We start from the raw sequence: 14,115 nt of genomic DNA on the forward strand, positions 1-14,115 counted from the left end.
CCGACGATCCGGCGGCCGGGGGGACGGGCGTGTGGCCGACCACGCCCGTCCCCGCCGGCTCAGGCCGAGCGGGCCGCCGCGGGGTCGCCGATACGCGGGAACGGCTCGATGGAGAAGACCACCTCGACCGGCACCTCGAAGTACGCGGCGATGCGCAGCGCCAGGTGCAGGCTGGGCCGGAACTCGCCGCGCTCCAGGTAACCGACGGTCTGGTAGTGCACACCGAGCGCGTCGGCGAGCTGCCGCCGGGAGATGCCCCGTTCGGCGCGCAGCACCGCGATCCGGTTGTGCACGGTCTCGCTCATCGACGCCCTCTCATCCGACCCGCTGCATGGCCCGCTCCCGCCGGGCCGCGACCCGCGAGCCGGACTCCCGGCGGGCCATCCGGCGCAGCACCACCGGGGCCAGCACGAGCCCGAGCACCGCCCAGGCGCCGAGCACGCCGACCGTCTCCAGGTGCCGCCAGGAGCCGCCGAGTTCGACTGCTGCCAGGTCGCCGGGGAGCAGCGCCGAGCGCATGCCCAAGCCTAGCCAGTAGAGCGGGAACACCTGGGCGACGCCCTGCAGCCAGCCGGGCAGGCCGTTGATCGGATAGAAGATGCCGGACAGCGCGATCAGGCCGAAGATCGGCATCACCACCAGGCCCATGTTGCGCGGGTTCTCGATCAGCGAGCCGATCACCGCGCCCAGCGGCAGCGTCGCCACCAGCCCGAGCGGCACCACCCAGGCCAGCGTGAGCCAGGCGCCCGGGTCGCCGAGCCGCAGCCCGTCCAGGAAGAACAGCCCGGGCGTGAGCTGGATGACCACGCCGATCAGCGCGACCGCCGAGACCAGCACGATCTTGCCGACCAGGTAGCCGAGCATGCCGTCCGGGATGGCCTTGGCGCGCAGCAGCGTGCCGTCCTCCCGGTCGATGACGAGCTGGTTGGCCAGCCCGAGCAGGCCGCCGAAGAGCAGGCCCATGCCGAGCGCGCTGGGCAGCGTACGGGCGCCGAGCGAGAAGTCTGTGCCGGGCACCGTCGAGCCGCGCATCCAGAACACGGCGATCAGCAGCACCACGGTGGGGAAGAAGTAGGTCCAGAGATCCTGGCCGTTTGTGAACGTCGCGCGCAGCTCGATCACGCCGCGCCGCAGCCCGGCCCGTAGCGCGTTCGTGGTCGGGTTCATCGGTCCGCCTCCTGCTGCCACACCCGCTCGGCCCGGCCGGTCCGGATGCCGGTCTCCTCCTCGTGCACCAGCGCCAGGTACGCGTCCTCCAGGCTGGCCCGGCGCACCTCCAGCTCGCCTATCCGGTCGCCGTGCTCGCGGAGCAGGTCGCGCAGGAACGCGGTGGCGTCGGCGGTGGCGTGCACGTACCGCTCGCCGTCACGGGTCCAGCGCACCTCGGCGTCCCCCGCCACGCGCCGGGCGAGCTGGTCGGGCGACCCCTCGGCGATGATCCGGCCGCCGGCCAGGATGAGGATGCGGTCGGCCAGCTTCTCCGCCTCGGCCAGGTCGTGCGTGGTCAGCACGATCGTGGTCTCGTCCAGGTCGGCCAGGCGGTGCACCAGTTCGTGGAACTCGCGCCGGGCGGCCGGGTCGAAGCCGACAGTGGGCTCGTCCAGGAACAGCAGCTCCGGGCGGCCGACGATGCCCACCGCCACGTCCAGCCGGCGGCGCTGACCGCCGGAGAGCCGCGACACCCGGCTGCCGGCGTGCGCGGTCAGGCCCACCGTCTCCAGCAGCTCGTCGACCGGCCACGGGCGCGGGATCCGGTCGGTGCCGTACGGCGCGTAGAAGTCGCCGAGGTGGGCGAGCAGCTCCCGTACCCGCCACTTGCCGTGGTCGCGCCAGGACTGGAGCACCACGCCCAGCCGCGCGCGCCACCGCTCGTCGCCGCGGGCCGGGTCGCTGCCGAGCACGCGCACCGTGCCGGCCGAGGGCAGCCGGAAGCCTTCGAGGATCTCGATGGTGGTGGTCTTGCCGGCGCCGTTGGGCCCGAGCAGCGCCACCACCTCGCCCCGCCGGGCGGTCAGGTCGACGCCGTGCAGCACGTCGACGGCGCCGTAGCGCATACGCAGATCCCGCACGTCGAGGACGAGATCCTCGTCGGGCGGTCGGGGGGACGCGACGGCCCCAGGAAGTTCGACCGCAGTCATGCCTCGAAATGTAGCACCTATGCTACAAGGCGAGGTACCCCCACTCAGCGGCGACGACTGTGGAACCAGCGGGTGACGGGGGCCGGTTCCTCCTCCTCGTACGACCGGGCCGCGTTCACCGCGGCGGCCAGGCCGGAGCGGCGGGGCCGGGGCCCGGCGCGCAGCACCGGATCGGCTGCCATCTCTCGGAGCACCGCGACGGCCAGGCCCAGCATCACCACGACGAACGGCAGCGCGACCAGGATGGTCGCCTGCTGCAGCGCGGCCAGCCCGCCGGCCAGCAGCAACGCCGCCGCGACAGCGCCGATCAGCACACCCCAGAGCACCACCACCCCGCGGTGCGGCCGCAGCGCGCCACGCGAGCTGAGCGAGCCGAGCACCAGCGACGCCGAGTCCGCGCTGGTGACGAAGTAGAGCGCGATCAGCACCATGGCGAGCACGCTCGTCAGCGTGGCCAGCGGCAGCGCGTCGAGCAGGCCGAACAGCGCCTGCTCGGACCCGGCTTCCACGTCGGCCACCAGGTCCCGGGTGCCGGTGGTCTGCGTACGCAGGGCGGTCCCGCCCATCACCGCGAACCAGACGGTGCTCGCGCCGCTGGGTATCAGCAGCACCCCGATCAGGAACTGGCGGACCGTACGGCCGCGTGAGATGCGGGCGATGAACGTGCCCACGAACGGCGCCCAGGAGATCCACCACGCCCAGTAGAAGATGGTCCACGAGCCCAGCCAGGCCGGATCGGAGAACGCCCCGGTACGCGTCGACATGCGCACCAGGCCGCTCAGGTAGTCACCGACCGAGGCCGGCAACACCTCCAGCGTGTAGACGGTCGGACCGACCACGAACACGAACAGCATCAGTACGACGGCGATCAGCACGTTCGTGGTGGACAGCCACTTGACGCCCCGGTGCAGTCCGGAGAAGGCGGAGACGACGAACGCGAGCGTGAGCGCGCCGATGATCGTCAGCTCGACGGCCCGGCCGTCCGGCACACCGGCCACCAGGTCGAGGCCGGCCGCCACCTGGAGCGCGCCCAGCCCGAGACTGGTCGCGGAGCCGAACACGGTGGCGAAGACGGCGAGCAGGTCGATCGCGCGGCCGAGCGGGCCGTCGGTCCGGTCGCCGAGCAGCGTCGTGAACGCGGACGAGATGCGGTTGCCCCGCCCCTTGCGGAACGTCGAGTACGCCAGGGCCAGCGCCGCGATCGCGTAGATGCCCCACGGATGCAGCGTCCAGTGGAAGAGCGTGTACTGCATGGCGGTCGCGGCGGCGGCCCCGGTCTGCGGCGCGACGCCGGAGGCGGGAGGCGACGTCGCGTAGTGCTGGATCGGTTCGGCCACGGCGAAGAACACCAGGCCGATTCCCATGCCGGCGCTGAACATCATGGCGACCCAGGCCAGCGTGTCGAACTCCGGCTCGTCGTCGTCGGCGCCCAGCCGGATCCGGCCGAACCGGGAGGCGGCCACGACGACCGCCAGCACCAGGAAGGCGTCCGCCGCGAGCACGAAGAACCAGCCGAACGTGCTCACGGTCCAACTCAGCCCGGCCGCGCCGAACGACGCCAGGGAACCACGCGCGAACACGCCCCAGGCCACCACGGCCAGCACCCCGGCCACGCCGACCCCGAGCACCACCCGGTCGGCCGGCTGCGTCCCGGCCCGCTCCCCCACGTCTTCCCCCATGACCCCATCCTGGGCAGCGCAGCCGCCCGGGTAGGACGAAACGCCCACTCCGCCTCCGTCGATCTTGGAGTTGTGGCGCCCAGGATGCCCGCTTCACACCGGTATCAGAGGCACCACAACTCCAAGATCGGCGTCGGGAGCGGGGGCGGCGGGCGGCGGGCGGCGAGCGGCGAGCGGCGAGGGCGGTCAGGAGGGGACGGTGGCGGCCTCCTCGGCCTCCACGGCGGCGTTCCAGGCCGGCTTGGTGGATCGCCAGCCCTCGTCGTCAAGGCCCTGCCGCCAGTAGCCGGAGATGGACAGGTCACCCCGGGGCACGCCGCGCTCGACCCGCAGCAGCCGCCGCAGCTCCTTCACCGCGCCGGCCTCGCCGTGCACGAACGCGTGCACCCGGCCGGGCGGGAACTCCAGCGCCCGTACCGCCTCGACCAGCGGCTCGCCGTACGGGCGGCCGTCGCGGTGCAGCCAGCACACCTCGACAGCGCCCGCACTGGTCAGGGGCAGCTCGTCGGCCGGGCCGCCGACCTCGACGTACACCTTCGCGGGCGCGCCCGCCGGCAGCCGCTCCAGGGCGGCGGCGATGGCCGGCAGCGCGCTGTCGTCGCCCGCCAGCAGGTGCCAGTCGGCGGCCGGGTCCGGCGCGTACGCGCCGCCCGGCCCGGTGAACAACACCCGGTCGCCGGGACGCAGCGCCGCCGCCCACGGCCCGGCCAGCCCCTCGTCGCCGTGGTGCACCACGTCCACCGTCATCTCACCCGCCGCGGCGTCCCAGGCCCGCACCGTGTACGCGCGCAGGCGCGGCCACTGCTCCGCCGGGAACTCCCGCTTGATCGTCGCCAGGTCGACCGGGTACGGGTAGGTCACCTCGGCCGGCGGGAAGACGAACTTCACGTAGTGGTCGGTGTACGCGCCCACCGGCAGCCCGGCCAGCTCGGGACCGCCCAGGACCAGGCGGATCAGGTGCGGGGTGGGCCGCGTGGTCCGGACGACCGTGGCGGCGGTGAGCTTCTTCGGGCGGTCCGTCATGCCACTTAGGCTAACCTAAGCTCGCCGGGGTGATCCGGTCAGCTCGGCGACACCAGGCGGGCGTGCCAGGCCAGCGCGGCCGGATCGGTGAGCGAGGCGACCTGGTCGATCACCACGCGCAGCCGCGTGGCGTCGTCCGCCGCGTCCCGCCACAACGGCGCGAACACCGGGTCGAGCGCGTCCGGCGCCCGGTCCAGCAGCGCCGTCACCAGCCCGGCCAGGACGTCGCGCTGCCGCGCGTACCGGCCCTCGGCACCGGGGCGGCGCATCACGTACCGCAGCGCGATGCCCTTGAGCAGCGCGCACTGCGCCCGGGTCCGGCGCGGCACCTCCAGGTCGGCGGCGTAGCGGCGGTGCGGGCCGGGACCGTGGCGCTGCTGCGTGGCGGCCACCACGCGGGAGACGAACCGGCCGGTGAGCACGCTCGTGGTGGCCTTCAGCGCGGCGAGCGCACGGTGGCTGCCGTCGTACGCGGCCAGCGGGGCGAGCACCGGGTCGGCGAGCAGGTCGGCGAGCACCTCGCCCAGATCCTCCGGCGCCTCACCCGAGTACGTGGCGGACACGTCGGCGCAGAGCGCCCGCCGTTCGTCCGGGTCGGCCAGCAGCGGGCGCAGGTCGACGTATCCGCCGTGGATGCCGTCCTCGACGTCGTGCACCGAGTACGCCACGTCGTCGGCCCAGTCCATCACCTGGGCCTCCAGGCAGCGCCGGGTGCCGGGCGGCGCGCCCTCGCGCAGCCAGTCGAAGACCGGGCGGTCGTCGGCGTACACGCCGAACTTGCGCTCACCGGGCCGGCGCGGCCACGGGTACTTGCTCACCGCGTCCAGCGCGGCCCGGGTCAGGTTCAGCCCGGCCGAACGCCCGTCCGGGGTGAGCACCTTGGCCTCCAGCCGGGTGAGCACCCGCAGCGTCTGCGCGTTGCCCTCGAACCCGCCGCAGGCGGCGGCCAGCTCGTCCAGCGCGTACTCGCCGTTGTGCCCGAACGGCGGGTGACCCAGGTCGTGGGCCAGCCCGGCGGTGTCCACCACGTCGGGGTCGCAGCCGAGGCGGGCGCCCATCTCGCGGGCGATCTGCGCGACCTCCAGCGAGTGGGTCAGGCGGGTACGCAGGAAGTCGTCGGTGCCGGCGGTGTGCACCTGCGTCTTCGCGGCGAGCCGCCGGAACGCCGCCGAGTGCAGCACCCGGGCGCGGTCCCGCTCGAACGGCGACCGGCCGTACCCGGTGTCCTTCGGCGCCTCGTCGACCAGCCGCGCCGCGTCGTCAGCCCCGGTCACCGTTGCCGCGTTGGCGCAACACGCAGAACTCGTTGCCCTCCGGGTCGGCGAGCACCGTCCACTCCACGTCTCCCTGGCCGATGTCGACGTGCCGCGCGCCCATGTCGACCAGGCGCTCGACCTCGGCTTCCAGGTCGGCCGGGCGCAGGTCGATGTGCAGCCGGTTCTTCCCCTCCTTCGGCCCGGCGACCGGGACGAAGACGAGACCGGGCAGCGTGTCGGGGGTGCGGCGGATCTCCACCTCGTCCGGCTTGTCGGTGACCACCTGATAACCGAGCGCCTCCGCCCACCAACTGGCGAGCCGGGACGGGTCCCGGGCGTCGATGGTCAGGTTCTCCCAGACGGCGGTCATGCGCCCACCCCTCCTGATCGACACGTGGCGGAAGCTCAGGTTACGCCGAGGAGGCCGGAAAGGCGCGCCAGGCGGTACGCGGGGCCGTCGATGAACACCGGCGGCCCCGCGTCGGCGTCAGCGGGAGTCGGAGCCGGTGGTGGTGATGGCCGCCCGGCCGGCCTCCAGGCGCGCCACCGGCACCCGGAACGGCGAGCAGGAGACGTAGTCCAGGCCGACCTCGTGGAAGAAGTGCACCGAGTCCGGGTCACCGCCGTGCTCGCCGCAGACACCCAGCTTCAGGCCCGGGCGGGCCGCCCGGCCCTCCTCGGCGGCGATGCGGACCAGCCGGCCGACGCCGTCGGTGTCGATCGACTCGAACGGCGAGATGCCGAAGATGCCCAGCTCCAGGTAGCGCCAGAAGAACGCGCCCTCCACGTCGTCGCGGGAGAAGCCCCAGCCCATCTGGGTCAGGTCGTTGGTGCCGAAGGAGAAGAACTCGGCCGCCTCGGCGATCTGCCCGGCGGTCAGCGCCGCCCGGGGCACCTCGATCATCGTGCCGATCAGCACCTCGACGCCGCTGTCCCCGACCACCTCGGCGATGATCCGCTCGGCCTCGGCGCGTACCGTCTCCAGCTCCTGCACGGCCCCGACGAGCGGCACCATGATCTCCGGGCAGGCCCTGCCGCCGTCGCGGACGACCGCCACGGCGGCCTCGGCGATCGCGCGGACCTGCATGGCGAACAGGCCCGGGATGACCAGGCCGAGCCGGACGCCGCGCAGGCCCAGCATCGGGTTCTCCTCGTGCATCCGCCGGACGGCGGCGAGCAGCGCCTCCTCCTTCGCGACGTCCTCACCGCGCTCCTGCGCGACCGCGACGTTCACCGCGAGCTGCTCCAGCGGGGGCAGGAACTCGTGCAGCGGCGGGTCGATCAGCCGCACGGTGACCGGCAGGCCGTCCATCTCCCGGAAGATCTCGATGAAGTCGGCCCGCTGCAGCGGCAGCAGCGCCGCGAGCGCGTCCTCCCGCTCCCGCGCGCCGGAGGCCAGGATGAGCCGCTCGACCAGCTCGCGCCGGTCGCCGAGGAACATGTGCTCGGTGCGGCACAGGCCGATGCCCTCGGCGCCGAAGCGCCGGGCCCGGGCCGCGTCCGCGCCGGTGTCGGCGTTCGTGCGCACGCGCAGCCGCCGCGCCGCGTCGGCGTGCGTCATGATCCGGTGTACGGAGCGGACCAGCGCGTCGTCGGTGTGCTCCGGGTCGAGTTCGCCCTCGAAGTACTGCACCACCTCGGACGGCATGACCGGCACCTCGCCGAGGTACACCTTGCCGGTGGTGCCGTCGATCGAGACCACGTCGCCCTCGTTCACCACGTGGTCGCCCACGGTGAACCTCTTCGCCGGCACGTTCACGTCCAGCTCGTCGGCGCCGGAGACGCAGGTCTTGCCCATGCCGCGGGCCACCACCGCGGCGTGGCTGGTCTTGCCGCCCCGGGAGGTCAGGATGCCCTTGGCGGCGATCATGCCGTTGAGGTCGTCCGGGTTGGTCTCCCGGCGGACCAGGATGACCGCCTCGCCCTCGGCGGCCAGCTCGACCGCCCGGGCCGAGGTGAAGACGACCTTGCCGGACGCGGCGCCCGGGGAGGCGCCGATGCCCTTGGCGACCGCCTCGAACTCGTGGTCGAGCTGGAAGCGCGGGAACATCAGCTGGGCGAGCTGCGCGCCGTTGACCCGGTGCAGCGCCTCGTCCAGGTCGATCAGGCCCTCGTCGACGAGCTGCCCGGCGATGACGAACGCGGCGGCGGCGGTGCGCTTGCCGACCCGGGTCTGCAGCATCCAGAGCTTGCCGCGCTCGATGGTGAACTCGATGTCGCAGAGGTCCTTGTAGTGCTCCTCCAGCCGGGCCATGATGCCGAGCAGCTGGTCGTAGGAGGTCTTGTCGAGCTGCTCCAGCTCCTGCAACGGCACGGTGTTGCGGATGCCTGCGACCACGTCCTCGCCCTGGGCGTTGGCCAGGTAGTCGCCGTAGATGCCCTGCGCGCCGCTGCCCGGGTCGCGGGTGAACGCGACGCCGGTACCCGAGTCTGGGCCGAGGTTGCCGAAGACCATCGCCACCACGTTGACGGCGGTGCCCAGGTCGGCCGGGATGCGCTCCTGGCGGCGGTAGAGGATCGCCCGCTCCGCGTTCCACGAGTCGAAGACCGCGCGGATGGCGAGGTCGAGCTGCTCGCGCGGCTCCTGCGGGAACTCGCGGCCGGTGTGCTTGGCGAAGATCTTCTTGTACGCGTCGACCAGCCCCCGCAGGTCGTCGGCGTCCAGGTCGAGGTCGTTGTGGGTGCCCTTGGCGCTCTTGATCTCGTCCAGCGCGTGCTCGAACTCCTCGCCCGGCACCTCGCAGACGGTCTTGCCGAACATCTGGATCAGCCGGCGGTACGAGTCCCAGGCGAACCTGTCGTTCCCACCCGCCTGGTTGCTGAGGCCGACCACGCTGCGGTCGTTGAGACCCACGTTGAGGACGGTCTCCATCATGCCGGGCATGGAGAACTTGGCGCCGGAGCGTACCGAGACCAGCAGCGGGTCGTCCGGGTCGCCGAGGCGGCGGCCCATCTCGCGCTCCAGGGACTCCAGGTGCGCCTCGATCTGCGCGGCCAGGCCGTCGGGCTCACGCCCGGTCGTCAGGTACGCCTTGCAGGCCTCGGTGGTGATCGTGAAGCCGGGCGGAACCGGCAGGCCGAGGTTGGTCATCTCGGCCAGGTTGGCCCCCTTGCCGCCGAGCAGATCCTTCAAATCCTTGTTGCCCTCGGCGAAGTCGTACACGTACTTGTGCTCGCCCGATTCCTGCGCTTCCACCAGAGCCTCCAACGCGCGCCATTGACACTTAACGAAGGTTTAGTTCGGACATACCCCGGGAGTGACCACCGGTAATCCCGGCTCGTCAGCGTCGGTGGGCCGAAGGCTAGGCGAGTTTCGTGAAACCTGGGAGCGTTCGGTGACTTTCGGCACAACGGTCGCCACTATGCGCGTTCGTACGGGTTGTTGGGAACGCTTCCACGAGCACGATCACGCAATTCCGCTTCCCCTCGTACTCTTGACTGACTGCGTCCCGCGGATCCTCACCTTTGCCATATCCCGCGCGAATACACCCCTCGGAGCCGTCGCCGTGCCGACCACACCCACCGCCCCGGAGACCGGGCCGGAGCCGACCGAAACCCGTCCCACCAGCACGCCGGGTGAAGTGCTGCCCGGCGTGGCGACGCCTGCCGCCGAGCTGGCGCGTGTCGCCGCGGGCCGTGCCACCGAGGTTCTCGCCGGACCGGCGCCGGTCCGGCTCGACGACGTGGTGCCCGCGCCCGAGCAGGTGTTCCCGGACCCCGCGGGCGACTTCACGCTGGGCGCGGACGCGGCGCTGCGGGTCAGCCCCGCCGGGCGGGACGTGGCCGAGCAGCTCGCCGCCTGGCTGCGCCCGGCCACCGGCTTCCCGCTGCCGGTCACCGACGTCCCCGCCCGGGGGGACGGCCCGCTGACGCTCACGCTGTCCCCGTCCGCCCCGGATGCCGCCGCTGCTCCCGGGACCCGGGCGACGGACGACGGCTCCGGCGGGCCGGCCGTCGACGGGCTCGAGGGCGAGGGCTACCACCTCGACGTGACCGCCACCGGCGTCCGGATCACCGCCGCCACCCCGGCCGGCCTGTTCCACGGCGCGCAGACGCTACGGCAGCTCCTGCCGGCGGCGATCGAGAGCCCCACGCCGGTCGCCACCCGCTGGGCAGTGCCCGGTGGCACCATCGTCGACCGTCCGCGTTTCCCCTATCGGGGCGCCATGCTCGACGTGGCCCGGCACTTCTTCCCCGTCGAGGACGTGCTGCGGGTGGTCGACCACCTGGCCCGGTACAAGCTCAACCACCTGCACCTGCACCTCACCGACGACCAGGGCTGGCGGATCGCCGTCGACTCCTGGCCCCGGCTCGCCGAGGTGGGCGGCGCGACAGCTGTCGGCGGCGGCCCCGGCGGCTGGTACTCCCGGGACGACTACCGGCGCATCGTCGCGTACGCGGCCCGCCGGCACGTCACTGTGGTGCCCGAGATCGACCTGCCCGGCCACACCAACGCGGCGCTTCTCGCGTACCCCGAACTGGCGCCCGGCAAGGTCGCGCCACCGCCCTACACCGGCACCGAGGTCGGGTTCAGCTACGTCGACCCCGCCGACGAGCGGACGTACGCCTTCGTCGCGGACGTGGTCGGCGAGGTGGCCGCGCTCACGCCGGGGCCGTGGCTGCACCTCGGCGGCGACGAGGCGTTCAAGGTGCCGGCCGAGAGCTACCGCGCCTTCGCGGAACGGGCGCAGCGGCTGGTGCAGGCCACCGGCAAGACGGTGGTCGGCTGGCACCAGCTCGCCCCGGCCGGGCACGTCGACGGGCGCGTCCTGCAGTGGTGGGGCACGAACGGCGACGACCCGGAGACCGCCGACGCGGTACGCCGGGGCGCCCGGGTGATCCTCTCCCCCGCCAACCACGCGTACCTGGACATGAAGTACGCGCCGGACACCCCGATCGGGCACGACTGGGCGGGTCTCATCGACGTGCGCCGGGCGTACGAGTGGGATCCGGGCACCCACGTGCGGGGCGTACCGGCCGAGGCCGTGCTGGGCGTGGAGGCGCCGCTGTGGACCGAGTCGGTGAGTACGCCGGCCGAGGTCGAGTACATGCTCTTCCCCCGCCTGCCCGCCGTCGCGGAGCTGGGCTGGTCACCGCGTGCCACGCACGACTGGCAGCGGTTCCGTAGCCGCCTCGCCGGCCACGGCCCGCGCTGGGCCACCGCCGGCATCACCTTCCACCCATCCCCCGAGATCCCCTGGCCCCCCACCCCCACACCCGTCCCCACCCCGCGCCGCCGCCCGGAGGACAGCCCTCGTCGATCATGAAGGTGGCGGCGACAAACCGGACACAAACCGCCGTCCACCTCATGATCGCCCGCTGCTGGCGGGAGGTCTTGGGGCACCGCGGCTTGATCGACTCCAGCTCGGCGAGGTGGTGGCATCAGAGGCTCCGCGACACCACCACGTCGGCGAGCTGGAGTTGATCACACCCAGGGCCAGGGCAGCGCGCCGGAAAACGGACAGCTCACGCCCGCCGGAGCCGCGAACACCCCTCACCAAGCGCGTTGTCGACCAAGGAGTTTGCGGGATCTTGCAGTTGCCGCCCCGGAAAAAGGTGCGAATCGGGCACCTCAAGGGCCGCAAGTGCAAGATCGCGATCGAGGGTTGGGCGCTCGGGTGTGATCAAGGGGTTTGTGTCTGTTCTGGGTGGTCTGTCGGACACGAACTCCTTGATCAACGCCGGGCGGGCGCTGGGTGGATTGTCCGGGTTCGGGGTGGTGGGCGCCACGGCTGGGCTGGAATCGGGGCGGGGTGCGGGGCGTTGTACATGGCAGACCGCGCCGCACCCGCCGACCACCCCGCCCTACCCCCGGGCGGGCTGGGAATGAGGCCGGGGCGCGGGTCGTTACATCCCCGAGCCGCCGGAGCAGGCCGTCCCCCTGGCCGCCCGAGCGAGCCACCGGCCCGACGCACATACCGGGCCACCTGATCTTTCTTCGCGGCATCCCCCATCGCCGCGTACCCCCGACAGAGAGGCAACTGATCATGGCTACCACTCTGCTGCGCAAGACCGTTCTGACCGCTGCCGGTGTCGTCGCCACCGCCGGTGGCATCGCCGGCCCCGCCGTCGCCGCCCAGGCCACCCCGGCCGAGCGCGCCGCCGCGCAGGTCACCACCGACCGCAAGGGCCACGGCGAGCGGGAACTCGACGTCCGCTACGAAGCCCAGCCCAACTTCTACTTCTGCGGCCCCGCCGCCGCCCGCAACGCGCTGAGCGTGCAGGGCAAGAACATCGACGTACACGCCATGGCCCGCGAGATGGGCACCACCGAAGCCGGCACCAACTCCATCAACGACATCACCCCGGTACTGAACAAGGAGACCGGTAAGGACGTCTACAAGTCCACCGAGATCCCCGTGGACAAGGCCCGCGACCGCGACAAGGTCGACAAGCTGCGCGCCGACGTGGTCAAGACCGTCGACGACGGCCGTGCCGTGGTGGCCAACATCGCCGGCACCGCAACCGACACCGACGGCAACGCCCACTCCTTCGAGGGTGGCCACTACATCAGCGTGGTGGGCTACCGCGACGGCGGGAAGGTCGTGACGATCGCCGACTCGGCCAACCCCAACCAGGCCTCCTACCGGATGGACGTGGACGAGCTCGCCCGCTGGATCGCCAGCCGCGGCTACAGCTCCTGACCGAACACGAAGGGCCCGACCCCCACCACGGGGTCGGGCCCTTCGGCGTACCCGGGTTGTCAGCCGCCGGAGTCGTCCAGCTCGGCGCCGTCCGGCGGGGTGTCGTCGTCGCGGCTGGCCAGCCACCCGTCGGGCAGGAAGACCTTGCCCGGGGAGTTGGTGCGGCCGCGCGGCTGGCCGAGGTTCTCCACCGGGAACGGTACGGCCGGGTCGAGCTTGCCGAGCAGGTCGTCGAGCTGCGCCAAGCTCTCGATCATGGCGAGCGAGCGGCGCAGCTCGCTGCCGATCGGGAAGCCCTTCAGGTACCAGGCGACGTGCTTGCGGAAGTCGGTGCAGCCGTCCCGCTCGCCCCGGGCCGGGTTGCGGGCACCGGCCACGAACTGCTCCACCAGCAGCTCGGCGTGCCGGCGCATGGTCACCGCCACCTCGCCGAGCGAGGGCAGCCGCCGCTCGGGGCTGCCGTTGAACGCGGCCTCCAGGTCGGCGAACAGCCACGGCCGGCCCAGGCAGCCGCGCCCGATCACCACGCCGTCCACGCCGGTGTGCGCGACCATCCGCAGCGCGTCGTCGGCCTCCCAGATGTCACCGTTGCCGAGCACCGGCACGTCGAGCGCCGACTTGAGCGTGGCGATCGCGTCCCAGTCGGCGGTGCCGGAGTAGCGCTGCGCGGCCGTACGCCCGTGCAGGGCGACCGCCGCGACGCCCGCGTCCTGGGCCGCCAGCCCCGCCTCGACGTACGTCAGGTGGTCGTCGTCGATGCCCTTGCGCATCTTGACGGTGACCGGCACCCCGGCCGGTGACGCGGCGTCCACCGCGGCCCTGACCAGCCGGGCGAACAGACGGCGGCGCCACGGCAGGGCCGAGCCGCCGCCACGCCGGGTGACCTTGGGCACGGGGCAGCCGAAGTTGAGGTCGATGTGGTCGGCCAGGTCGCGCTCGACCACGATCCGCACGGCGGCGGCGGTGATCTCCGGGTCGGTGCCGTAGAGCTGGAGGCTGCGGGGTTGCTCCTCGGCGCCGAAGGCGATCATGCGGAGCGTCTTCGGGTTCCGCTCGACGAGCGCCCGGGTGGTGATCATCTCGCAGACGTAGATGCCGCCTCCCTGCTCGCGGCAGAGCCGGCGGAAGCCGATGTTGGTGATCCCGGCCATCGGCGCGAGCACCACCGGTGGCCACACCTGGTGCGGGCCGATGGTCAGCGCGGGCAGCGTCGGGGCAGTCACCGACCAAGTGTAAGGAAGGGCCCCTTATTAACGTCTCCGGTAGTGCAGGGGCCCCTTGTTAACAGGGCGCATATCACAGCCGGCCCGCCTCGCGGACGCTCTCCACAGCCGGGCCGGCTGTCCACAGGGCGGGCGAGCGGGCCACAGAAGGA

Annotated in this window: 11 protein-coding genes; 2 read left to right on the plus strand and 9 right to left on the minus strand. The window is 72.7% G+C overall.

What is annotated here, in order from left to right; all coding sequences use genetic code 11:
* Positions 1 to 59 precede the first annotated feature (59 nt).
* The 8 genes from J3R08_RS24190 to ppdK form a co-directional block, all read right to left on the minus strand.
* Positions 60 to 305: a helix-turn-helix transcriptional regulator gene (locus tag J3R08_RS24190; RefSeq protein WP_013287928.1), complete on the minus strand. Its 246-nt coding sequence runs from the start codon at positions 303 to 305 to the stop codon at positions 60 to 62.
* Between the two features lie 10 nt (positions 306 to 315).
* Entirely contained in the window at positions 316 to 1,167 is an 852-nt protein-coding gene (locus tag J3R08_RS24195; protein WP_043329061.1) for an ABC transporter permease, read from the minus strand.
* The gene (locus tag J3R08_RS24200; protein WP_064448153.1) at positions 1,164 to 2,138 is read right to left on the minus strand and encodes an ABC transporter ATP-binding protein; all 975 of its coding nucleotides are present in this window, start codon (positions 2,136 to 2,138) and stop codon (positions 1,164 to 1,166) included. Before J3R08_RS24200 ends, J3R08_RS24195 begins: the two co-directional genes overlap by 4 nt.
* A gap of 44 nt (positions 2,139 to 2,182) precedes the next feature.
* Positions 2,183 to 3,817, minus strand: a complete 1,635-nt coding sequence (locus J3R08_RS24205; RefSeq protein WP_209962887.1) for a BCCT family transporter — start codon at positions 3,815 to 3,817, stop codon at positions 2,183 to 2,185.
* A gap of 186 nt (positions 3,818 to 4,003) precedes the next feature.
* Positions 4,004 to 4,840 (minus strand): siderophore-interacting protein, encoded by an 837-nt coding sequence (locus J3R08_RS24210; RefSeq protein WP_209962888.1) that lies wholly within the window; start codon positions 4,838 to 4,840, stop codon positions 4,004 to 4,006.
* Between the two features lie 38 nt (positions 4,841 to 4,878).
* On the minus strand, positions 4,879 to 6,114 hold the full coding sequence (locus tag J3R08_RS24215; protein WP_209962890.1) for a deoxyguanosinetriphosphate triphosphohydrolase: 1,236 nt from the start codon (positions 6,112 to 6,114) through the stop codon (positions 4,879 to 4,881).
* Positions 6,101 to 6,466 (minus strand): VOC family protein, encoded by a 366-nt coding sequence (locus tag J3R08_RS24220; protein ID WP_043329055.1) that lies wholly within the window; start codon positions 6,464 to 6,466, stop codon positions 6,101 to 6,103. The genes J3R08_RS24215 and J3R08_RS24220 overlap by 14 nt, the downstream gene beginning before the upstream one ends.
* 117 nt (positions 6,467 to 6,583) lie before the next feature.
* Complete coding sequence (ppdK, locus tag J3R08_RS24225; protein WP_209962892.1) at positions 6,584 to 9,292, minus strand: pyruvate, phosphate dikinase; 2,709 nt, start codon at positions 9,290 to 9,292, stop codon at positions 6,584 to 6,586.
* 310 nt (positions 9,293 to 9,602) lie between these two features.
* Between ppdK and J3R08_RS24230 the strand changes: the two genes are divergently transcribed.
* Together J3R08_RS24230 and J3R08_RS24235 are read left to right on the plus strand one after the other, a co-directional pair.
* Positions 9,603 to 11,363, plus strand: coding sequence for a beta-N-acetylhexosaminidase (locus tag J3R08_RS24230; RefSeq protein WP_209962894.1), 1,761 nt, complete (start codon positions 9,603 to 9,605; stop codon positions 11,361 to 11,363).
* Positions 11,364 to 12,083: 720 nt separating this feature from the next.
* Positions 12,084 to 12,740 carry a C39 family peptidase gene (locus J3R08_RS24235; RefSeq protein WP_113972673.1) on the plus strand — a complete coding sequence of 219 codons (657 nt, stop codon included), beginning with the start codon at positions 12,084 to 12,086 and terminating at the stop codon, positions 12,738 to 12,740.
* A gap of 59 nt (positions 12,741 to 12,799) precedes the next feature.
* Here J3R08_RS24235 and dusB read toward each other — a convergent pair whose 3' ends face one another.
* Positions 12,800 to 13,963 carry a tRNA dihydrouridine synthase DusB gene (gene dusB, locus J3R08_RS24240; protein WP_043329047.1) on the minus strand — a complete coding sequence of 388 codons (1,164 nt, stop codon included), beginning with the start codon at positions 13,961 to 13,963 and terminating at the stop codon, positions 12,800 to 12,802.
* Between the last annotated feature and the right edge of the window lie 152 nt (positions 13,964 to 14,115).

Source organism: Micromonospora sp. HB375 (genome assembly GCF_017872985.1).
GTDB lineage: Bacteria > Actinomycetota > Actinomycetes > Mycobacteriales > Micromonosporaceae > Micromonospora > Micromonospora chalcea.